This is a genomic window from Pantoea sp. sgz302252 (assembly GCF_047713085.1).
Lineage (GTDB): Bacteria > Pseudomonadota > Gammaproteobacteria > Enterobacterales > Enterobacteriaceae > Scandinavium.
Map to the genome: position 1 here is coordinate 62,308 of NZ_JBLFJW010000006.1, position 20,328 is coordinate 82,635.

A 20,328-nucleotide genomic window follows, 5' to 3' on the forward strand; every position below is an offset into this window, starting at 1 on the left:
AATCTGTTCCCGGTGCTAACCGGTGAGTATCGCCTTTTGCCACTCGGTAAACTTTGAAGGCTGCCATACTCTCGTCAATGAAAAGCGATTTTGTTAGTCATTTTTAACACTCATGTTACGGGCTGTCGTAAAGCAAGGCGAGTCCTGTCTGCTATGCTTTTGAGTTAGGTATAGCGAAATCATCCCCAAAATGCGGGCGAACGCATTCGACTAACGCTTTGCTTTGTAAGGAGCTTTTTTCATGAACCAGCTAGAAGGCATTAAAAAATTCACCACCGTGGTCGCCGACAGCGGCGATATCGAATCCATCCGTCACTATCAACCTGAAGATGCCACCACCAATCCGTCACTGCTGCTGAAAGCCGCGGGCCTTGAGCACTATACTCACCTGATTGACGATGCCGTGGCCTTTGGCAAGAAGCAGAGCCGCCGCGAACAGCAGGTCATGGATGCCTGCGACAAGCTGGCTGTGAATTTCGGTGCAGAAATTCTGAAAAGTATCCCGGGTCGTGTTTCTACCGAAGTGGACGCGCGCCTGTCGTTTGATAAAGAAAAGAGCATTGCCAAAGCCCGCCATCTGGTTGAGCTGTACGCCGCTCAGGGCATCGACAAATCGCGAATTCTGATCAAACTGGCCTCCACCTGGGAAGGCATTCGCGCCGCCGAGGTGCTGGAAAAAGAAGGCATTCACTGCAACCTGACGCTGCTCTTTTCCTTCGCGCAGGCTCGGGCCTGTGCCGAAGCGGGCGTGTTCCTGATTTCTCCGTTTGTCGGGCGTATTTACGACTGGTATCAACAACGTGAACCGATGGACCCGTACGTGGTGGATGAAGATCCGGGCGTGAAATCGGTGCGTAATATCTACGATTACTTCAAACAGCACCGCTACGAAACCGTGGTCATGGGAGCCAGCTTCCGTCGCACCGAACAAATTCTGGCGCTGGCAGGCTGCGACCGTTTAACCATCGCGCCAGCATTGCTCAAAGAGTTGCAGGACAAAGAAGCGCCTGTGACCCGCAAACTGATCCCGGCCTCCCAATTCTTTCATCGCCCCGCCCCACTGAGCGAAGCGGAGTTTCGCTGGGAACACAATCAGGACCCGATGGCGGTGGATAAACTGGCTGAAGGTATCCGCCTGTTCGCCGTCGACCAGCGCAAACTCGAAGACTTACTTGCCGCCAAACTGTAACTTTTGCCACGGAGAAGAACTATGTCCCGCAGAGAGCTCGCCAACGCCATTCGCGCCCTGAGTATGGACGCCGTGCAGAAAGCCAATTCCGGTCACCCTGGCGCCCCGATGGGGATGGCCGATATTGCCGAAGTGCTGTGGAATGATTTCCTCAAACACAACCCGAACGATCCGCACTGGTACGATCGCGACCGCTTTATTTTATCGAACGGGCACGCCTCAATGCTGCTCTACAGCCTGCTGCATCTGACGGGCTATGACTTGCCGATGGAAGAGATTAAAAACTTCCGCCAGCTGCACTCGAAAACGCCAGGCCATCCGGAAATTGGCTATACACCAGGCGTTGAAACCACCACCGGGCCGCTGGGTCAGGGGCTGGCGAATGCGGTTGGGATGGCGATTGCAGAACGCACGTTGGCCGCGCAGTTCAATAAGCCCGACCACGACATTGTCGATCACTACACCTGGGTCTTTATGGGCGATGGCTGTCTGATGGAAGGCATTTCTCATGAAGCCTGTTCCCTGGCAGGCACGCTGGGGCTCGGCAAGCTAATTGGCTTCTACGACCACAACGGCATCTCCATTGATGGCGAAACCGATGGCTGGTTCACCGACGACACCGCCAAACGCTTTGAGGCCTATCACTGGCACGTGGTGCATGAAATCGACGGCCACGATCCTGAAGCCGTGAAAAAAGCGATCATCGAAGCGCAGAGCGTGAAAGATAAACCGTCGCTGATTATCTGCCGCACGGTGATTGGCTTCGGCTCGCCAAACAAGGCGGGGAAAGAGGAGTCTCACGGCTCGGCGCTTGGCGAAGAAGAAGTGGCGCTGGCGCGTAAACAATTAGGCTGGAAATACCCGGCTTTTGAAATTCCTAAAGAGATTTATCAGGCCTGGGACGCGCACCAGAAAGGCGAGAAAGCCCAGCAAGGCTGGAAAGAGAAACTGTCGGCCTATCAGAAAGCACACCCGGAACTGGCGGCTGAATTTCTGCGGCGCATGAGCGGCGAGCTGCCGGAAAACTGGCAAACCACCGCTCAGCACTACATCGAGAAATTGCAGGGCGAACCGGCAAAAATCGCCAGCCGTAAAGCGTCGCAAAACGCGCTGAACAGCTACGGGCCGCTTCTGCCTGAACTGCTCGGCGGCTCCGCTGATCTTGCGCCTAGTAACCTGACCATCTGGAAAGAATCCGTTTCGCTGAAAGAAGATCATGCCGGGAACTACATTCACTACGGCGTGCGCGAATTTGGGATGACGGCTATCGCCAACGGCATCGCCCATCACGGCGGTTTTGTGCCCTACACCGCCACTTTCCTGATGTTTGTCGAATACGCCCGTAACGCCGCGCGTATGGCGGCGCTGATGAAAGCCCGGCAGATTATGGTGTATACGCACGACTCCATTGGGCTGGGCGAAGACGGGCCAACGCACCAGGCGGTTGAACAACTCGCCAGCCTGCGCCTGACGCCGAACTTCAGCACCTGGCGCCCCTGCGATCAGGTAGAAACTGCCGTGGCGTGGAAAGCGGCTATCGAACGCCACACCGGGCCGACCGCGCTAATCCTCTCAAGGCAAAACCTGGCCCAGATGGAACGTACTCCGGACCAGGTGAAGGACATTGCGCGCGGGGGCTACATCCTGAAAGACGCAGGCGGCAAACCGGATCTCATCCTGATTGCGACAGGTTCAGAGGTGGAAATTACGGTATTGGCGGCTGAGAAGTTAGCCGGTGAAGGCCATAACGTACGAGTGGTTTCCCTGCCTTCTACCGATGTGTTTGATGCTCAGGATGAGGCGTACAAAGAATCTGTCTTGCCTTCGAACGTTTCCGCTCGCGTGGCGGTGGAAGCAGGCATTGCTGACTACTGGTACAAATACGTTGGGCTGAAAGGCGCGATTGTCGGGATGACCACCTTCGGCGAATCCGCGCCTGCCGATAAGCTGTTCCCGTTCTTTGGCTTTACGGTGGAGAACATTGTCGAGAAGGCGAAGAAAGTTCTCGGGAAATAATACAGTTTGCCCGGTGGCGGCATACGTGATGAGCTTTTCCAGGCCTGATAAGCGCCAGCGCCATCAGGCAAAACTTATCGAGTAATCCATAACGTGGGCCAGCCGTCTGGCCCCTTCCAGTTATCACAGGTCGGCTGCCCGGCGTAACGCACCAGCCGGAAACGCTGACCGTCATAACGCCAGCGTGTCTGCACGCCACAATCGCCCTGCCCGCGTCCTTTATCGAGCGTGATAAGTTCGCGGGTCTTATCGTTAAAACTCAAATTCACCAGTTCAATTTCGCGCTCTTCTCTGTCGGGAGCCTGAAACGGCAGTCGTAACCGTATCGATTGAGCGCTGAACGGCTTCGCGCGTGACACCAGCCATGCGCGATAAATCGTGTTATAGGCACCGGATTCACAGCTCACCATCAGCAGCGCCTTATCGTCGGTCAACGGCGTGACCCACACTTCACGGCGCAGCGGATCGAGCGAGCACTGGCTGTTGCTCATGCGTAAAGTACCGTAATCGAGCAGGTCGTTAAACTCTTCGCGGCTGAATGGCGTCGGCGTTGGATTGACCTTCTTCACCACTTTGAGCGCAGGTGCAGGGGGAACGCTGAGCGGCGGCTCATCCCCTTTGCCGATCCACGCGGTTTCACTGCCGACGCGTTTTTGCCTGTCATCAATAAACAGTAACGCCGCCTTCAGCCCGACCAGCGAAATCACCTGCTTGCCGTCGTTCAGCGTGAGCGCCTGACCTTCCTGAATATGCTGCAAGAAAGTGGTGATGCCAGGCGTGTCACTGGTGGTCAACAGCCATGGCGTGAGCTGCCAGTGTTCACCCGGCAACGTCAACGGAACGCCATCCAGCTGCAAACGGGTCGCAATCGCAGGGATTTTCGGCAGCAGATTTTCCGGCCCGCCGAGTTCAATACGCAGAGAAGAGTCGTTATGTGCGCCCGCGCTGCGGCTGAGCGTCATCACCAACCCGTGATGCTGCCCGACGTTACGCGCGGTGCAAAAATTTTGGTTATTACAGGTGACCTGCCAGTCGCTGAATTCCTGTTGGACGGGCGCAGCCCAGCCAGGCATTAACGGCAGCCCGATAAGCAGCATGAGGAAAAAAAGACGGTAAGACACGAGACGACCCCAGAAGAAAAAATCACCAACAACTGGGGCGTATCCTCACCTGGTGGACCGGCTCGCTCAATCGGATTAGTCCATTAAACCGGCGCTTTGCAGATACTGCAGCAGGATAACGGCTTTGCCATCACGAATGTCGCCTCGCTTCACCATCGCGAGCGCCTGCGCAAAAGGCATTTCCAGCACTTCAATGTCTTCATCTTCCACGCCACCGCCCGCGTTGGCTCGCTGGCTGTCGTCATATTCGGCGATGAAGAAATGCACCAGTTCAGTGACGCCGCCCGGCGACATATACAGTTCGAAGACTTTACGGACATTGCTGACCTGATAACCCGTTTCTTCCACCGCTTCTTTGCGGATGCAATCTTCAGGTTCATCGTCATCCAGCAGGCCAGCACACGTTTCGATTAATCGGCCATCTTCATTGCCATTCACCCACGTCGCCACACGGAATTGACGCACCAGCACGACACTTTGTTTGCCAGGGTTATAGAGTAAAATGGTCGCGCCATTGCCACGGTCATAGACTTCACGCTTATGGCGAATCACTTCACCGTTGCTGCGCGTCAGGTCGTAGGTGATGTTGCGTAAAATGAAGTAGTTTTCCGACAGGATCTTGTCTTTGATGATTTCGATATTGAATGACATGCAGGCTCCACGGCGTCAGAAGGAAGCGTTCAAGTCTACCTTCCGTGCGCCTTTTTGTCGTTACGCACTTTTATCTTGTTTTATGTATTCTTATGCATGAAAGCGGCATGATAATTTACACTATCTCCTTTTTTTCTCCACGTTTCGCTCAGGCCTTGCCGTTACAGTGTTCAAAGCCTGTCATAACAAAAAAATACGCGTAATGAGGTCCTGATTCTAATGGCGAATTTCTTTATCGATCGCCCCATTTTTGCCTGGGTGCTGGCCATTCTTTTATGTCTGACCGGCACGCTGGCTATTCTGTCGCTGCCCGTCGAGCAATATCCTGATTTGGCGCCGCCGAATGTGCGCATCACTGCGACCTACCCTGGTGCCTCCGCCCAGACGCTTGAGAACACCGTGACTCAGGTTATCGAGCAGAACATGACCGGGCTCGATAACATGATGTACATGTCTTCCCAGAGCAGCTCCGCCGGGCAGGCCACGGTCACCATCACCTTTACCGCAGGCACTGACCCGAACGAAGCCATGCAGCAGGTACAAAACCAACTGCAATCTGCGTTGAAGAAACTGCCGCAAGCCGTGCAGGATCAAGGTGTGACGGTGCGTAAAACCGGGGACACCAACATCCTGACCATCGCCTTCGTCTCAACGGACGGCAGCATGGATAAGCAGGATATCGCCGACTACGTCGCCAGTAACGTGCAGGAACCCCTCAGTCGCGTGAACGGCGTGGGCGATATCTCCGCGTATGGCTCGCAGTATTCAATGCGTATCTGGCTGGATCCGGCGAAGCTCAACAGCTACCAGATGACCACCCAGGATGTGACGGATGCCATCAGCTCACAGAACGCTCAGGTTGCCGTTGGGCAGTTGGGCGGTACGCCGCAGGTGAATAAACAGGCGCTGAACGCAACCGTTAATGCACAATCGCTGTTACAAACCCCGCAGCAGTTCCGCGATATCACGCTCCGTGTGAATCAGGACGGTTCCGTCGTCACGCTCGGGGATGTCGCAACTGTCGAACTGGGCGCAGAAAACTACGATTATCTGAGCCGCTACAACCGCAATCCGGCATCCGGGCTTGGCGTTCAGTTGGCTTCCGGCGCCAACGAAATGCAGACCGCCGAGGCCACGCTCTCGCGTCTCGATGAACTTTCGCATTATTTCCCACACGGGCTGGAATACAAAATCGCCTACGAAACCACCTCGTTCGTCAAAGCCTCGATTCACGACGTGGTGAAAACGCTGCTGGAAGCCATTGCACTGGTGTTCCTGGTGATGTACCTGTTCCTGCAAAACTTCCGCGCCACGCTAATTCCGACCATCGCCGTGCCCGTGGTCTTGATGGGCACATTCGCCATCCTTTACTCCTTCGGCTATTCGATAAACACCCTGACGATGTTCGCGATGGTGCTCGCCATCGGCCTGCTGGTGGATGACGCCATCGTGGTGGTGGAAAACGTCGAACGTATCATGACCGAGGAAGGGCTTTCGCCGCGCGAAGCGACACGTAAATCGATGGGCCAGATTCAGGGCGCACTGGTGGGCATTGCGATGGTGCTGTCGGCGGTATTCATTCCAATGGCCTTCTTCGGCGGCACCACCGGCGCGATTTACCGTCAGTTTTCGGTGACTATCGTGTCGGCGATGGTGCTGTCGGTACTGGTGGCGATGATCCTGACGCCAGCGCTGTGCGCCACGCTGCTCAAGCCGTTACACAAAGGTGAACAACACGGGCAGAAAGGCTTCTTCGGCTGGTTTAACCGTATGTTCAACCGCAATGCTGAACGTTACGAAACTCGCGTGGGCAAGATCATCCACCGCAGCGTGCGCTGGATGCTGATTTATGTCCTGCTGCTCGGCGGCATGGTGTTCCTGTTCCTGAAGCTGCCCACTTCATTCCTGCCTCAGGAAGACCGCGGGATGTTCCTCACCTCTATTCAGCTGCCAAGCGGTTCTACACAGCAGCAAACGCTGAAAGTGGTAGAGAAGGTCGAGGACTATTTCTTCAAAAACGAAAGTGCCAACATCGCGTCTATTTTTGCCACTATCGGTTCCGGCCCAGGCGGGAACGGGCAGAACGTCGCCCGTATGTTTGTCCGACTGAAAGACTGGGACGACAGGGATGCGAAAACCGGCACCTCTTTCGCCGTTATCGAACGCGCGACCAAAGCGTTTAACAAAATCAACGAAGCGCGCGTGTTCGCCAGCAACCCGGCGGCGATTAGCGGCCTGGGCAGTTCCGCTGGCTTTGATATGGAGCTTCAGGATCACGCCGGTTTAGGCCATACAGCATTGATGGCGGCTCGAGACCAGTTGCTCGATATGGCGAGTAAAGACCCACAGCTAACCCGTGTGCGTCACAACGGCCTGGATGACAGCCCGCAGTTGCAGATTGATATCGACCAACGCAAAGCCCAGGCGCTTGGGGTATCTATCGACGACATCAACGACACCATGCAAACCGCCTGGGGCTCAGACTATGTGAATGACTTTATGGATCGCGGGCGTACCAAGAAAGTGTACGTGCAGTCCGCCGCGCCGTATCGCATGTTGCCGGACGATATCAATTACTGGTATGTGCGTAACAGCAGCGGGCAAATGGTACCGTTCTCAGCGTTCGCTACGTCGCGCTGGCAAACGGGTTCTCCACGCCTGGAACGTTACAACGGCTACTCCGCGCTGGAAATCATCGGTGAAGCCGCACCGGGCGTCAGTACCGGTACGGCAATGGATGTCATGGAAAAACTCGTCAGCCAACTGCCGACGGGGTTTGGGCTGGAGTGGACCGCTATGTCCTGGCAGGAACGGCTTTCAGGTGCACAGGCCCCTGCCCTGTACGCTATTTCGCTGCTGGTCGTGTTCTTGTGTCTGGCTGCACTTTATGAGAGCTGGTCCGTGCCGTTCTCAGTGATGTTGGTCGTGCCGCTTGGGGTTATCGGTGCGCTGCTTGCCACCTGGATGCGTGGGCTGGAGAACGACGTTTACTTCCAGGTGGGCCTGCTGACGGTTATCGGGCTCGCGGCGAAGAACGCCATTCTTATCGTTGAATTTGCTAATGAGATGAATGAGAAAGGCCAGGATCTGCTGTCATCGACGCTGCACGCCTGTCGTCAGCGTTTGCGCCCCATCCTGATGACCTCGCTGGCGTTTATCTTCGGCGTACTGCCGATGGCCACCAGCACCGGCGCGGGCTCCGGCAGCCAACATGCGGTCGGTACCGGTGTAATGGGTGGGATGATATCCGCGACGGTGCTGGCGATATTCTTCGTGCCGCTGTTCTTCGTGCTGGTGCGTCGTCGCTTCCCGCTGAAACCGAAGCCGGAATAAACTGAACAACTTTTCGACTGCACAACAAAAAGGCGACCTCATCGGGTCGCCTTTCTTATTGGTGTTGAGAAATGTGATACGTTTAAACAGTTAGCGCATTACCCACAATGGAATTATTTACGAAGCATATCTTCGATAAAATCTTTCCAGTTTCCCAGTTCATGTTCGATCATAACAACCTCTCTTATTATTATGGTTAGTGTATAAAAATAGCCTGGTGATGTGAAGATGATTGACCCAATCGCTGCGATGTACTGCCTCCGGATACCGTATAGCTAGGCTTACAGTCACTATGGTCGAGTCACCATTAATTTAATGTGACTTGCAGCAATATTTAGAAACAATAATACTCCTGCATGATTTCGCAACGTTATGCAGGCTGAGTGACATTTCATTCAGATGATTGCCTCAGATATTTCGCAGTCACAGCGGTAGGTCTGAATGCTTATTTCGCATATGATTTAAAGCTGAATAAATCTATTCTAAAAAACTGAGCGATTCACCGGTTTCCACGCAAAAGGATTAACCATGATAACGATGTATGGCATTAAAAACTGCGACACCATTAAAAAGGCACGCCGCTGGCTGGAAGAACACCAGCTTGAGTATCGCTTTCATGACTACCGTGCCGATGGCCTCGACAGTGCATTGTTAGCCACTTTCATCACCGAACTGGGCTGGGAAGCACTGTTGAATACACGAGGTACCACCTGGCGCAAACTCGACGAATCCTTGCGCACCTCCATTAACACCCCCGAGGCCGCCGCGGCGCTGATGCTCGAAATGCCAGCAATCATCAAACGCCCATTGCTCTGCGCGCCCGGTAAGCCTATGCTGCTGGGCTTTAGTGATTCCAGTTACCAGACGTATAACGAGGTGTAGTGTATGTCATGCCCGGTCATTGAGCTGGCCCAACAGCTTATTCGCCGCCCTTCCCTGAGCCCCGACGATGCGGGCTGCCAGGCGCTGATGATTGAGCGCCTGCGCGCGATTGGATTTACCGTTGAAGCCATGGATTTTGGCGACACACAAAATTTCTGGGCATGGCGCGGCAAAGGGGAAACCCTCGCGTTCGCCGGGCACACCGACGTGGTGCCACCGGGCGATGCCGATCGCTGGATCACCCCTCCTTTCGAACCGACCATTCGTGACAGCATGCTGTTTGGTCGCGGCGCCGCGGATATGAAAGGTTCACTGGCGGCGATGGTCGTTGCTGCCGAGCGCTTTGTTGCTCAGCACCCGAACCATAAAGGGCGTCTTGCGTTTCTGATAACGTCCGACGAAGAAGCCAGTGCCACGCACGGCACAGTGAAAGTCGTAGAAGCGCTGATGGCACGTAATGAACGTCTGGATTACTGCCTGGTCGGCGAACCGTCCAGTACTGAAGTGGTGGGCGATGTCGTGAAGAACGGTCGTCGTGGCTCAATGACCTGTAACCTGACCATTCACGGCGTGCAGGGCCATGTGGCCTATCCGCATCTGGCCGATAACCCGGTGCATCGCGCCGCGCCAATGCTTAACGAACTGGTAGGCATCGAGTGGGACAAAGGTAACGAGTTCTTCCCGCAGACCAGCATGCAGATTGCCAATATCAAAGCGGGCACCGGCAGCAACAACGTTATCCCAGGCGATTTGTTTGTGCAGTTCAACTTCCGTTTCAGCACCGAGCTGACGGACCAAGCCATCAAGCAGAAGGTTATCGCCCTGCTCGACAAACATGAGCTGCGCTACAGCGTGGACTGGTGGGTCTCCGGGCAGCCCTTCCTGACGGCACGCGGTAAACTGGTGGATGCGGTGGTGAATGCCATTGAGCACTATAATGAAATTAAACCACAGTTGCTGACCACAGGCGGCACCTCAGATGGGCGTTTTATCGCGCAGATGGGTGCACAGGTTGTGGAGCTGGGGCCGGTCAACGCCACCATTCATAAAATCAACGAATGCGTGAACGCCGCCGACCTGCAGCTTCTGGCCCGGATGTATCAGCGGATTATGGAACAACTGGTCGCGTAAGCGGCCTCATTTGAAGAGGTATCAGGCATGGACTGGCTGGCAAAATATTGGTGGATCCTGGTGCTGGTGTTTTTGTTAGGCGTTATTCTTAACGTTATCAAAGATCTCAAGCGCGTCGACCCGAAGAAGTACATGGCAAACAAGCCAGACCTTCCCCCGCATCGCGATTTCAACGACAAGTGGGACGATGACGACGACTGGCCGAAAGATAAGAAGTCTTGATCCTGCAACGCCCTGGCCTGATAGCCGGGGCGTTCAGTGTGCTGACAAAGAAGGAAAAAGCGTGGTTTTTCCTTCTTTGTGGTGAGCAGCCGAAAATCAATGAATTGATTTTCCTTATTGTTTGTTTCGCCACCCATGACAAAACTGTATTCGTTAGAGGTTTGTCATCAGTCTCAACGCCCAGGCAAAGCCTGGGCGTTTTGTTTTCACCCTCGCCCGAAATTGGTTATTATCCGCCTCCACTCTTTTGCCGGGCGGCCTGATGTCTACCCTTATCGATACTTTTATTGCCCCACCGTGTCACGACGACATTGGGATCCTCTGGCAGGACGACCATCTGGTGCTCATCAACAAACCCAGCGGGCTGCTTAGCCTTTCAGGGAAAAACCCGCAAAATCTGGATTCAGTGCATTATCGGTTAGTCCAGCAATTCCCCGGTTGCACGCTGGTGCATCGCCTGGATTTCGGCACATCCGGCCTGATGGTGGTGGCTCGCAATAAAGCCATCAATGCTGCACTTTGCCAGCGGTTCAGCCAGCGTTGCGTGACGAAAGAGTACAGCGCCCTGCTGTGCGGGCATCTGGAGGATGACGAAGGAATCATCGATGCGGCGATAGCCAAAGATCCGGCGCTGTTTCCGCTGATGTCGATTTGCGAAATTCACGGCAAGCCCGCGCGTTCCCACTATCGGGTCGTTGAGCGTTTTACACGTGAGGTGGAAGACGGGAAGTTGCTGCCGTTAACGCGAGTCCAGCTCACACCGGAAACCGGGCGCACGCATCAGCTGCGTATTCACTGCCAGCACTTAGGCCATCCCATTTTAGGTTGCGATTTGTACGGCGGGCTTGATTTGCCGGGTACTGAGCAAGCACCACGGCTGATGCTGCACGCCAGCGCGTTGAACTTTGTTCATCCCATCACTGGCAAAAAGATCAATGCCAGAAACGCCAGCCCGTTCTGAATGGCTGGCGTGTTGGCCGCGGTTTACCACATCAAATCGTCTGGCACTTTAAAGTCAGCATACGGATCGTCTTCGTCCTGCTCTTCCTGACTCAGGGCGCTATTGAGCACAATGCTGCTGGCATCTCGCTGCGCGATTTTATCCGCGACGCTTGCAGGAATGATGGCGTACTGAGCGTCGCTACTGCCTTCCACAAGCAGGCGTGCAATCGCCAGACGGCCATTAATAAGCTGAGTCTGGGTCGCTTTATCGACCACGATTTTTTTGATCAGCGTGCCGTCGGTAAAGTTGAAATCAATATTGCCTCTGGCGACAGTGATGCGGTTCATTTCAATCAGTTGCTTCACCTGAGCTTTGTATTCTTTCGCTAACGTCGCTTGCTTCTGCTGCTCGCTTAACTCTTTGTCACGCTCAAGCTGGGCTTTCTTATTCTCTTCCACCGCTTCACGCGCTTCACGCGCCTGAACACGGGATTTTTTGGCCGTGCGCTGAACCTTGGCGACTTTCTTGCTGGACACTAAGCCAGCTTTGAGCATCTGCTCTTGTAGGGTGAGTTTTGTCATTGTCGACTCTGAATCGTGTGGGTAATGCGGAGATTATACCTGTAATCGTTAAGGCTGTACCAGGCAAGTGCGGGCAAATGCTATGCCTGCTGGTGCTGCACTTAGCTGGCCTACAGGCACTGTATTTATTTGATTACCGTTTCCTTTAAATGAATCTCCATAGTTACCGGGCAATATTCAGAGTGCCATCATTCTCAGTGCTTCACCTGCTCACGAGCCCAGCGCGGCGCTTTCAGATCGCCCGCAAACATCCACATCAACTCGCACAACAGCCCTTTCAGCGCCTGCTCTGTTTGCGGCAGCTGAGACTGCTGACAAAGCACGTGGGTTAACGCCTGACAGTATTCACACAGCGCTTCAGCATCAGGTTCAAAGCACGCCTGAGTTTCGGGGAGCTTGTCGACAGTGAATCGCTCAATCAGGTGTTCAGGGATCGGGTCGTTAAGCGTCGGGCGCAAAAGTGCCAGACAAGATCCGATGCGCGCCAACAGCGCCATCTTGTAAACGCTCTCGTTGCATTCCATCAGTGTGACGGCCAAACGATCGCAGCACTCCGCCAGATCGGTGAAATCGGTGGCGGCGTTAAAGGGAAGAGTTAACACATCGGTATGTTGGGGAAGGTAGGAAGTCATAAAACACCCTGTGGTGAGAAAATTTATGATCGCCAGCGGAGAGGCTAATCCCACGGGTGGCGGAGCGAACAGGGTTAGCCTTACTGGTCTCACCGATCCAGCGCGTCTTGCGACGCCCCTGCCCGACCCACCATTGAGGTGTGACCGTGCGGACGACACAAAAAGGCGCTAACGCGCCAGTGTGTCGTCGGTGAGTTTACTTCAGGAGGCTAATCCCGGCACCTGATTTGGCAGGCGCGGAGGAAGGATACGACCATAGACCTACTTAAACAATGGTTATTACTGGAAGGAAGATCCCATTGCGGGATGTAATTGCTTTTGGGTTATTACATTCTTTGGAACAATGGGTTACCAGCTACTCTGATGTACGTAGATGAAAATAAAAACCCTATCAATGAGAGGTCTGAGAGGATATGTTACAACCTGCTATTTATGCCAGAATGATTCAAATTTAGCGATTAATGGAGACTTAGTGATAATGGCGATTGTATTTATCCCGACACTTGTTGCATTGCTTGAAGCAAAAGAAAAGGAGAGTGGCCGTGAACTGACCCGGCATGAGGTTGAGTCAATACGAGATAATGCTACCGCTGTTGAATTACCGACAGAAATTTCCAGAGACATGACTAAAAGCCGAGGCTATCAAGATATTGATGCGGAGGATGTTTGGAATGAATGGTTAACTCTAAAAATCAATAAATCATGAAAAATATCGACGAGTTACGCGCAGAACTTCTAAAAATCGGTGAGCAAATTGGAGGTGGGATAAGGCCCAATTATTACTTCTTCATCCCTGACAGACCTGATGGTATGGCTACTCCATATCTGGAAATTCATGATAAAGAATATCATTTCATTGTCAATGAAAGAGGTATCGAAATAGCGCGTAAAGTGACTCTTAGTGATGATGAGATTCTTTATTGGTTTGTTGAGTGCGGAGTGGTTGGGTTAGCTTCAAAATTTGCAGCCATGAACAGCTCACCTGAAAAGGAATTCAGAGATGTTTATTTTCGAAAACAATATAGTTTAATGCTTTCCATTAAACCTGAATGGGCGACAAGGAAGCGCAAAGAATTTTCAGAAATTCTTAGCGCTTAGATTCACAAATGCCATTAATTTTTTCGAGTCACCTATATCGGTAATTTGATTCTCATATCACGGCTTAGCCCACTTCGAAGTATGTAGCATTCGTTTGACACTTTGCGAAAAAGGCGTTCGCTAAAGGTCTTTTTTGAGCGAACAGCAGAAGCTGGCACTACTATGCCAACTAAAAAATGGCTACCAAAGCTATAGCGATTCAGGTCGGCTCAATACGAGCTACTGAGCCGGAATGAACTCAGAACATAGTGTCCAGCAAATGAGCTTTCATAGTGGCTTCAAAGGGAATAATTTCAGTTTTCGCAATACCCAGGGTTTGGAATGGATCCTGGCTAAGGCGAGCTTTTAGAGATTCAATGTCGTCACATTTTGCAAGAATGACGCCACCATTACGAGGAATTCGCCTTCCTGAAGCAAGAAATACGCCATCTGAGTAACCTTTCTTCAGCCACTCAACATGTTCTGACATTTGAGAATCAACGTCCTCAATTGGTTTTATATAAGTTAAAACAACAATATAAATGATGCTCATTTTAAAATCCTTCTAAAAATCAAGCTTAAAGCCATCACCAGAAGAAGACAATCTGAAGTGATGAAATGATTTTCCACCATAATAGGGAAATACCTATTTTTGTACATGAAGGAGACTTAATGGGGTGTGAGATAGTCCGCTTCTGGAACGAAAGCGCACAAAAAACACAAAAAAACGCCCCAGCCAAAGCGTTTGTCATTCAGAAAGCATTACAGCAACTCAATAATATCGTCATCCTGAGGCTTGCTGCCGCTGAGCGCTTCGTCGAAATAGTGCTTTGGCACGGTGTAGCGCAAGTGGTCGAGGGCAAACTGCATGCTGCGGTCATCAATGGCGTGACCCAGGTCGTCTACGATATCCAGCGTGGCGTCGCCGCCGACTTCCAGCAAGGTTTCTTGCGCGCTTACCGCATGCGCTAAATCAATCACTCTGTCATCGCCGCCGTGGATCAGATGCACCGTCGTGCTGATGCTGGCTTTGGTCGGCAGCGTGGCAAAGCGACCGTTGAAAGCGATGATGCGCGAAGCCAGATCCGGTGCCGCTTTGGTGCTTTCCAGCGACATTATCGAGCCCTGCGAAAAACCAATCAGCGCGGTAGCCAGTGGGCTTACGCCGCTCTCTTTCTGCCAGTAGCGGACTGTGTCGATAAACGCAGGCATCGCCGCATCGACACGCTGTTGACGATTTTCTTCCGTCACGCCCTGCACTGAAAACCACTGTCGGCCTGTTGGCCCGCACGGTTCAATGCCGCCGATGCTGACAATCAAGGCTTGCGAAAACAGCGGCGCAAACCAGCTGCCAATCTGCCCCATCGCCACCGGGTTATCGCCCACGCCATGAAACAACAGCAGCAACTGTTGGGCTGGGGCTGAGGGACTCTGTACAACAAAATGGTCGTGTTTCATGGCTCTCTCCTTAACGTGTTGCAAGGAAGTCTACGCCGCGTGGCGATAATGACCATGACATTTAACTGAATGAGTTAGTTAAAAAAATTGCAGCTTTTTCACCTGTTCAGCAAGCTGTGAACAACGACTGGCATCCAGATGTGCCAGCGCACTCGCCGCTTCCTGACGCTGTAGAGCCAGCAGCGCTTTACGCCCGCTCACGTTGACTTCCTCTGACTGTTGTTGAAGCGCGCCTCGCAGCGCTGGCAGAGGCAGAACAACGTTGTTCAGCAGTCGATTAAGACTCCCGAGCGCCGCCATCAGCGGGCGATGAGCAAACGCAAACCCTGCCAGCTCAAGCCAGTCGCTTTCATTAAGCATAGTCTCTGGCGGAATCTGTGTGTTCAGCGCCACATCTCGCCATTTATTGAGCCAGACAGCATCGCGCTCTAATCTTGCCTGCTCTGCTTCGACCAACGCTTTTCCGGCTGGCGTTAAGGGATAAACCGCCATCGCGTTATAACACCCGCTGCTGGCTTCCCGATGAGTGCCTAATCGCACCAGGTGAAAGCCGCAACGCAGCCAGAAACGCCACAGTTCGTCGGTGAACCCAAAACTGACGGAGAGATAATCGCAGTCGCGAAGCTGCGCCACGGCCCCGGCAATCATTTTCTGCCCCAGGCCCTGGCGTTGATGTTCGGGGTGAATGGCTATTCTGCTGATGCGTTTACTGCGTAGCGTCGCCGCCAGCGGAGAGCCGCCATGGGCCGCCAGTGACTGCGCCACCAGATTGCCACGTGGGCGACGGAAACCAGCCCAGACAGCCTGACTGAGCGCAGGGCTAAGCCCGCCCTCCTCCACCAGCCAGAGCGCTCCGGCAAGATGTTCCTGATAGTGAGCGCGCCAGAAATGCTGACCGGGCGCGTCCATCATTCTTCGCAGATCCAACGGCGACGTGCGGTAATGCGCAGCAGAAAGCAGGCGGTACATAGCTTCTAATCGCTCGGGAGAGCTTTGCCACTCAGCCTGTTCTACGGGCTCAATGCTCAATTCTCCCTGCGTTGAAAACGCGGGCAGTTCGTCGTCAAACAACAAAGCCTGACTGACAAAACGTTCCAGCGGGCAGCCCGCAGCCCAGCGGATGGGTTGTTGCAAGGAGAAAGCGTTTAGCTGTGGGAAGCGAGCGCAGAACTTCAACAGGAAGCCTCGCCCGGTGCCTTCGTAGCCTTGCACTGTTGTCGTCAGCAGTATGCGAGAAAAACGGCTCACCAGTTTTTCCAGCAATGGGCCGGGAATGGCGGCCGCTTCATCCACTATCAGCCAGTCGGCTTGTTCGGTGGATTGTAACAACGCATCCGGAGCCATAAAGCGATAAGCTTCACCCGCAAAGGCGGCCAGTACGTCAGTGGCTGCTTTCGCGGGAGCGGTAACCATCGCAGTGCCGGGCAACGTACGAAGATGCATTCCCGCCAGCGCAGATTTTCCTCGTCCGCGCTCCGCCGTCACGACCGCAACGCCGGGTTCTATTGTGGCAAGGGCCGCTAAAATCCTGGCCTGCTCTGCCTGAGGTTCACCGTTGGCTTCATGCCAGGCCGGGCGAGTTGACGCTTCCGGTAAGGTAAAAGGCTGATTCTGCCGCCAGACGGCCGCTTCAGCATCGCCCTTTAAAGTTCGACAAAAATGGTGGATGAAATGGGGGACAGGAATCGGATCTGCGCTGTCGCTCCAGCGGACGGAATCGCCGTCTGCCCTTTCCGACCAGCTGTCGATATCGGGAATGAGCAAGACCAGCCAGCTTCCCGCTTTCAGCGCCCCGGCCAGAGCGGCAAAGGCGGCGACGTCAAATCCTTCGCGGGCATCAAAAAAGGCGTGAAGAAATTCACGCCCGAGCAGAGTTTTTAGGGCTGAAGGTAAGCAGCAGGGTTCAGCGACAGCCTCCGGTCCAATCCAAATGCCGTCACCCGCCAGTTTCAGCCGCAGTTGCTGCGCCTGATGATAAACCCAGTCACCTTCGCCGCTCAGTACCAGCAGGCGGCGAATGCCTTGTTCCTTCATGCGCATCGCCCCGGCGGCGATGGCCTCCATATCACTCATAAGTCACTTTAAAACTGTTTGCCAAAGGTGTTGCACTGGGAAGGATCGCCGTTGTCAAAACCGCGTTTGAACCAGGAGTAGCGCTGCTCTGAAGTACCGTGCGTGAAGCTGTCTGGCACCACGCGGCCCTGGCTTTGCTGTTGCAGACGGTCATCACCGATGGCTTCGGCGGCATTCAGTGCTTCCTGAACATCACCTGCTTCCAGTACACCTTGTTGCTGCATGCTGTGGCCCCAGACGCCCGCGAAGCAGTCGGCCTGCAGTTCCATTTTCACGGACAGGCGGTTCACTTCAGCCTGGGAAGCATTCTGCTGCATCTGGCGCACTTTCGGCTCGATGCCCAGCAGTTTTTGCACGTGATGCCCGACTTCGTGGGCGATGACATAGCCCTGCGCGAAATCGCCGTCCGCGCCGAGTTTGTTTTTCATGTCATCGTAGAATGACAGGTCGATATAAACGGTGCTGTCCGCCGGGCAGTAAAACGGCCCCATAACGGATTGCCCGGTGCCGCAGCCTGTGCGGGTTGCGCCACGGTACATCACCAGCTTCGGTTGCTGATACTGACGCCCCATTTTCTGGAATATTTGCCCCCAGGTGTCTTCGGTGGTCGCCAGAATCACCGAGGTGAATTTCGCCGCTTCGTCATCATTAGGGCTTATCGAACGCTGGGTGCTTTGCTGCTGCACCATCGGCTGGCCGGTCAGCATGCCGGTGAGGTCGACACCGTAATAGCCTGCGACAACCACGACAATCAGCAGAATAATGCCGCCTTTGCCGCGCGGAAGACGAATATTGCCCCTGCCGCCCATCATTGGCGGCATCCCGCCGGAATCATTACGTCTGTCTTCGACGTTGTCGCTTTCGCGACGACCTTGCCAACGCATAACTACCTCTATCTTTCCTGATATTGATAGGATGATCGTAGGCGCTTAAGGCGCGGATTACCATAGTCAGCGAGTCAGAAAACAAAAGAGGATGCTAAGCATCCTCTGAGAGTAATGACAAACCTCCAACAAATGAAGATTTGTCATAGGTCATCGAACAAAAAATAAGGAAAATCAATTCATTGATTTTCGGCTGCTCACCACAAAGAAGGAAAAACCACGCTTTTTCCTTCTTTGTCAGCAATCTGAGAGGATGCTAAGCATCCTCTGATTTAATAAGGGTTTAGCCTTAATCCAGCTCAACACCTAAACGACGAGCCACTTCTTCGTAGGCTTCAATCAGGCCGCCGAGGCTTTGACGGAAACGGTCTTTGTCCATTTTATCCATGGTTTCTTTGTCCCACAGACGGCTGCCATCCGGGGAAAACTCATCACCCAGCACCACTTTGCCGTTGAACAGACCAAATTCCAGTTTGAAGTCGACCAGGATCAGGCCCGCATCGTCAAACAGCTTTTTCAACACGTCGTTGGCTTTGTACGTCAGCTCGCGCATTGTTGCCAGATTTTCTTTATTGACCCAGCCGAAGGTCTCACAGTAAGACTCGTTCACCATCGGGTCGTGCATGGCGTCATTTTTCAGGAACAGGTCGAACAGCGGTGGGTTCAGTTCGATACCTTCTTCAATGCCCAGGCGTTTTACCAGTGAACCGGCGGCGCGGTTACGGATAACACACTCGACGGGCACCATCTCCAGTTTCTTCACCAGGCTTTCGGTGTCAGACAGCAACTGCTCCATTTGGGTCGGAATGCCCGCTGCTTCCAGTTTGCTCATAATGAAATGGTTGAACTTGTTGTTCACCATCCCTTTACGGTCAAACTGTTCGATGCGCACACCATCACCTGCTGACGTATCGTTGCGGAATTCGAGCACCAACAGGTCCGGGTTTTCCGTGCTGTAAACGGTTTTCGCTTTGCCGCGATACAACTCAGCTTGCTTTTGCATCTTCAATACTCCGGTAAGGAAATTAACAATAAAATCGGGCTTTTCTGCCGACGCACACGTTTGCGTATCATATCAGAAAAAAGGGCCAGATGGCTCTGACCCTGTTATTTCTTATTTAAAAGCGGACCGGAAGGCGGCTACCAGCGCATCATTCTGCGACTGGGTCAGCGTGTGGCCTTTCGGATCGATGAACTGCAGACTGGTGCGGTTATCGAGGTCGCCTACCTGCAGCTTATAGTCGCCGGAGGAGAGACCCGTGTCGCTGTCAGACAGCGGTTTGTAGGTCACGGCCACGCTGCCCGTAGAGCGGGTGCTGTCCGTAACTTTCATGCCCACTTTTTCAAGCGCGGCGGGCAGTTTCTGCCACACCAGGTTGAACGGACCACGCACCACCAGCATTGGCAGGCCAGTATCATCCGCTGCGCTCTGCACATCGAACGATGCGCCCGCACGGCTTTGTGCGGCGTTCTGCGCGCTGGTCGCGTTCTGATCCAGACCGGCAGAAATCACGTTCAGCATTTCCGAACTGTAACGCTGCATGGAAGCGGCGTCAGCAACCGGTTTGCCTGCTTGTTCCAGGTTCAGCAGCTTAACCACAACAGCCTGCTGGTAACCCTGCGGCTTCACGGAGATCTGATAGCGACCACGGTACTGCTGGTCTTCATCAAGACGGTTCCACTGCACCCAATCGGTGGTCAGTGACTGCGAAGCATCATCACGCTTGTCGATGGTGTAGTTCTTCGCCTGCACGATGCTTACCACTTGTGGCCACAGGTTACCGTTGCGTCCGCTTTCCACCATCAGCGTGGCGGTGTCACCCGTGAACTGAGTGCGAGCCCCGGACACCAGCGCCAACGGCTGAGCAGGAGGACGGATGTCCAGCGCTTTACCTGTCGCACCGTCGCCACGGGCAACCGGAATGTTGTAATCGCCATTCTGGATAGGCAGGATCATCCCGGCTGGCGCATGCAGTTCAGAAAGCGGCGCCGCCTCCAGGTAAGACTCATCACCGCTGACCTGGCGCTTGTAGCGCGAATCGGAACTACAGGCCGCGAGGAGCATAATAAGTGAAACTCCCGCAACCTTTGCCAGCTGCGACTTCTGTACTGAGTAAGCCATCAAATCTCCCTAA

The 20,328-nt window shown here is 53.8% G+C and carries 21 protein-coding genes; 10 read left to right on the forward strand and 11 right to left on the reverse strand.

Going from position 1 to position 20,328, the window contains the following annotated elements:
- Positions 1–241 precede the first annotated feature (241 nt).
- Positions 242–1,189 carry a transaldolase gene (gene tal, locus ACLW56_RS06460; RefSeq protein WP_330982973.1) on the forward strand — a complete coding sequence of 316 codons (948 nt, stop codon included), beginning with the start codon at positions 242–244 and terminating at the stop codon, positions 1,187–1,189.
- Positions 1,190–1,210: 21 nt separating this feature from the next.
- Positions 1,211–3,205 (forward strand): transketolase, encoded by a 1,995-nt coding sequence (gene tkt, locus ACLW56_RS06465; protein WP_330982974.1) that lies wholly within the window; start codon positions 1,211–1,213, stop codon positions 3,203–3,205.
- A 74-nt stretch (positions 3,206–3,279) separates the two neighbouring features.
- Here the strand turns inward: tkt and ACLW56_RS06470 are convergent, their stop codons facing one another.
- Positions 3,280–4,326, reverse strand: coding sequence for a DUF1176 domain-containing protein (locus ACLW56_RS06470; protein ID WP_415377605.1), 1,047 nt, complete (start codon positions 4,324–4,326; stop codon positions 3,280–3,282).
- A 75-nt stretch (positions 4,327–4,401) separates the two neighbouring features.
- Entirely contained in the window at positions 4,402–4,977 is a 576-nt protein-coding gene (gene nudK / locus ACLW56_RS06475; protein WP_330982975.1) for a GDP-mannose pyrophosphatase NudK, read from the reverse strand.
- A 219-nt stretch (positions 4,978–5,196) separates the two neighbouring features.
- Between nudK and acrD the strand changes: the two genes are divergently transcribed.
- Positions 5,197–8,310 (forward strand): multidrug efflux RND transporter permease AcrD, encoded by a 3,114-nt coding sequence (gene acrD, locus ACLW56_RS06480; protein WP_330982976.1) that lies wholly within the window; start codon positions 5,197–5,199, stop codon positions 8,308–8,310.
- 113 nt (positions 8,311–8,423) lie between these two features.
- Here acrD and ypfM read toward each other — a convergent pair whose 3' ends face one another.
- The gene (ypfM, locus tag ACLW56_RS06485; RefSeq protein ID WP_087867655.1) at positions 8,424–8,483 is read right to left on the reverse strand and encodes a protein YpfM; all 60 of its coding nucleotides are present in this window, start codon (positions 8,481–8,483) and stop codon (positions 8,424–8,426) included.
- Positions 8,484–8,838: 355 nt separating this feature from the next.
- Between ypfM and ACLW56_RS06490 the strand changes: the two genes are divergently transcribed.
- Genes ACLW56_RS06490 through ACLW56_RS06510 form a run of 5 tightly spaced genes read left to right on the forward strand, consistent with a single transcriptional unit; the run spans position 8,839 to position 11,506 of the window.
- On the forward strand, positions 8,839–9,192 hold the full coding sequence (locus ACLW56_RS06490) for an ArsC family reductase (RefSeq protein WP_330982977.1): 354 nt from the start codon (positions 8,839–8,841) through the stop codon (positions 9,190–9,192).
- 3 nt (positions 9,193–9,195) lie between these two features.
- Positions 9,196–10,323 (forward strand): succinyl-diaminopimelate desuccinylase, encoded by a 1,128-nt coding sequence (gene dapE, locus ACLW56_RS06495; protein ID WP_330982978.1) that lies wholly within the window; start codon positions 9,196–9,198, stop codon positions 10,321–10,323.
- A gap of 27 nt (positions 10,324–10,350) precedes the next feature.
- The gene (locus ACLW56_RS06500) at positions 10,351–10,545 is read left to right on the forward strand and encodes a YpfN family protein (RefSeq protein ID WP_330982979.1); all 195 of its coding nucleotides are present in this window, start codon (positions 10,351–10,353) and stop codon (positions 10,543–10,545) included.
- Complete coding sequence (locus ACLW56_RS06505; protein WP_330983076.1) at positions 10,542–10,808, forward strand: hypothetical protein; 267 nt, start codon at positions 10,542–10,544, stop codon at positions 10,806–10,808. The genes ACLW56_RS06500 and ACLW56_RS06505 overlap by 4 nt, the downstream gene beginning before the upstream one ends.
- Complete coding sequence (locus ACLW56_RS06510) at positions 10,808–11,506, forward strand: RluA family pseudouridine synthase (protein ID WP_330982980.1); 699 nt, start codon at positions 10,808–10,810, stop codon at positions 11,504–11,506. The genes ACLW56_RS06505 and ACLW56_RS06510 overlap by 1 nt, the downstream gene beginning before the upstream one ends.
- Positions 11,507–11,529: 23 nt before the next feature.
- On the opposite strand, the gene ACLW56_RS06515 is transcribed toward ACLW56_RS06510, so the two are convergent.
- Both ACLW56_RS06515 and ACLW56_RS06520 read right to left on the reverse strand, forming a co-directional pair.
- Positions 11,530–12,069 carry a DUF2058 domain-containing protein gene (locus tag ACLW56_RS06515; RefSeq protein WP_330982981.1) on the reverse strand — a complete coding sequence of 180 codons (540 nt, stop codon included), beginning with the start codon at positions 12,067–12,069 and terminating at the stop codon, positions 11,530–11,532.
- A 194-nt stretch (positions 12,070–12,263) separates the two neighbouring features.
- On the reverse strand, positions 12,264–12,701 hold the full coding sequence (locus ACLW56_RS06520; protein WP_330982982.1) for a hypothetical protein: 438 nt from the start codon (positions 12,699–12,701) through the stop codon (positions 12,264–12,266).
- 478 nt (positions 12,702–13,179) lie between these two features.
- Between ACLW56_RS06520 and ACLW56_RS06525 the strand changes: the two genes are divergently transcribed.
- Together ACLW56_RS06525 and ACLW56_RS06530 are read left to right on the forward strand one after the other, a co-directional pair.
- Positions 13,180–13,407, forward strand: coding sequence for a hypothetical protein (locus ACLW56_RS06525; RefSeq protein WP_330982983.1), 228 nt, complete (start codon positions 13,180–13,182; stop codon positions 13,405–13,407).
- Positions 13,404–13,799 (forward strand): Imm63 family immunity protein, encoded by a 396-nt coding sequence (locus ACLW56_RS06530; protein ID WP_330982984.1) that lies wholly within the window; start codon positions 13,404–13,406, stop codon positions 13,797–13,799. Before ACLW56_RS06525 ends, ACLW56_RS06530 begins: the two co-directional genes overlap by 4 nt.
- 238 nt (positions 13,800–14,037) lie before the next feature.
- On the opposite strand, the gene ACLW56_RS06535 is transcribed toward ACLW56_RS06530, so the two are convergent.
- The 6 genes from ACLW56_RS06535 to bamC all read right to left on the reverse strand — a co-directional run bounded on the left by ACLW56_RS06535 (position 14,038) and on the right by bamC (position 20,315).
- Positions 14,038–14,331, reverse strand: a complete 294-nt coding sequence (locus ACLW56_RS06535) for a YciI family protein (RefSeq protein WP_330982985.1) — start codon at positions 14,329–14,331, stop codon at positions 14,038–14,040.
- Between the two features lie 209 nt (positions 14,332–14,540).
- Positions 14,541–15,236: an esterase gene (gene ypfH, locus ACLW56_RS06540; RefSeq protein WP_330982986.1), complete on the reverse strand. Its 696-nt coding sequence runs from the start codon at positions 15,234–15,236 to the stop codon at positions 14,541–14,543.
- Positions 15,237–15,314: 78 nt separating this feature from the next.
- Positions 15,315–17,300: a tRNA(Met) cytidine acetyltransferase TmcA gene (locus ACLW56_RS06545; protein WP_330983073.1), complete on the reverse strand. Its 1,986-nt coding sequence runs from the start codon at positions 17,298–17,300 to the stop codon at positions 15,315–15,317.
- A 17-nt stretch (positions 17,301–17,317) separates the two neighbouring features.
- A complete protein-coding gene (locus tag ACLW56_RS06550; protein ID WP_330982987.1) occupies positions 17,318–18,193 on the reverse strand; it encodes a neutral zinc metallopeptidase in 876 nt (291 codons plus the stop codon).
- A gap of 289 nt (positions 18,194–18,482) precedes the next feature.
- Positions 18,483–19,196: a phosphoribosylaminoimidazolesuccinocarboxamide synthase gene (gene purC / locus ACLW56_RS06555; protein ID WP_330982988.1), complete on the reverse strand. Its 714-nt coding sequence runs from the start codon at positions 19,194–19,196 to the stop codon at positions 18,483–18,485.
- Between the two features lie 111 nt (positions 19,197–19,307).
- Positions 19,308–20,315, reverse strand: coding sequence for an outer membrane protein assembly factor BamC (gene bamC, locus ACLW56_RS06560; RefSeq protein WP_330982989.1), 1,008 nt, complete (start codon positions 20,313–20,315; stop codon positions 19,308–19,310).
- Between the last annotated feature and the right edge of the window lie 13 nt (positions 20,316–20,328).

Excerpts from the sequence above, each read along its gene's own strand:
- bamC (WP_330982989.1), bottom strand. The coding sequence starts at position 20,315 with ATGGCTTACTCAGTACAGAAGTCGCAGCTGGCAAAGGTTGCGGGAGTT.
- ACLW56_RS06510 (WP_330982980.1), top strand. The coding sequence starts at position 10,808 with ATGTCTACCCTTATCGATACTTTTATTGCCCCACCGTGTCACGACGAC.
- ACLW56_RS06490 (WP_330982977.1), top strand. The coding sequence starts at position 8,839 with ATGATAACGATGTATGGCATTAAAAACTGCGACACCATTAAAAAGGCA.
- ypfH (WP_330982986.1), bottom strand. The coding sequence starts at position 15,236 with ATGAAACACGACCATTTTGTTGTACAGAGTCCCTCAGCCCCAGCCCAA.
- ACLW56_RS06535 (WP_330982985.1), bottom strand. The coding sequence starts at position 14,331 with ATGAGCATCATTTATATTGTTGTTTTAACTTATATAAAACCAATTGAG.
- tal (WP_330982973.1), top strand. The coding sequence starts at position 242 with ATGAACCAGCTAGAAGGCATTAAAAAATTCACCACCGTGGTCGCCGAC.
- nudK (WP_330982975.1), bottom strand. The coding sequence starts at position 4,977 with ATGTCATTCAATATCGAAATCATCAAAGACAAGATCCTGTCGGAAAAC.
- ACLW56_RS06545 (WP_330983073.1), bottom strand. The coding sequence starts at position 17,300 with ATGGAGGCCATCGCCGCCGGGGCGATGCGCATGAAGGAACAAGGCATT.
- ACLW56_RS06550 (WP_330982987.1), bottom strand. The coding sequence starts at position 18,193 with ATGCGTTGGCAAGGTCGTCGCGAAAGCGACAACGTCGAAGACAGACGT.
- tkt (WP_330982974.1), top strand. The coding sequence starts at position 1,211 with ATGTCCCGCAGAGAGCTCGCCAACGCCATTCGCGCCCTGAGTATGGAC.
- acrD (WP_330982976.1), top strand. The coding sequence starts at position 5,197 with ATGGCGAATTTCTTTATCGATCGCCCCATTTTTGCCTGGGTGCTGGCC.
- ACLW56_RS06500 (WP_330982979.1), top strand. The coding sequence starts at position 10,351 with ATGGACTGGCTGGCAAAATATTGGTGGATCCTGGTGCTGGTGTTTTTG.
- ACLW56_RS06520 (WP_330982982.1), bottom strand. The coding sequence starts at position 12,701 with ATGACTTCCTACCTTCCCCAACATACCGATGTGTTAACTCTTCCCTTT.
- ACLW56_RS06515 (WP_330982981.1), bottom strand. The coding sequence starts at position 12,069 with ATGACAAAACTCACCCTACAAGAGCAGATGCTCAAAGCTGGCTTAGTG.
- ACLW56_RS06525 (WP_330982983.1), top strand. The coding sequence starts at position 13,180 with ATGGCGATTGTATTTATCCCGACACTTGTTGCATTGCTTGAAGCAAAA.
- purC (WP_330982988.1), bottom strand. The coding sequence starts at position 19,196 with ATGCAAAAGCAAGCTGAGTTGTATCGCGGCAAAGCGAAAACCGTTTAC.
- dapE (WP_330982978.1), top strand. The coding sequence starts at position 9,196 with ATGTCATGCCCGGTCATTGAGCTGGCCCAACAGCTTATTCGCCGCCCT.
- ACLW56_RS06530 (WP_330982984.1), top strand. The coding sequence starts at position 13,404 with ATGAAAAATATCGACGAGTTACGCGCAGAACTTCTAAAAATCGGTGAG.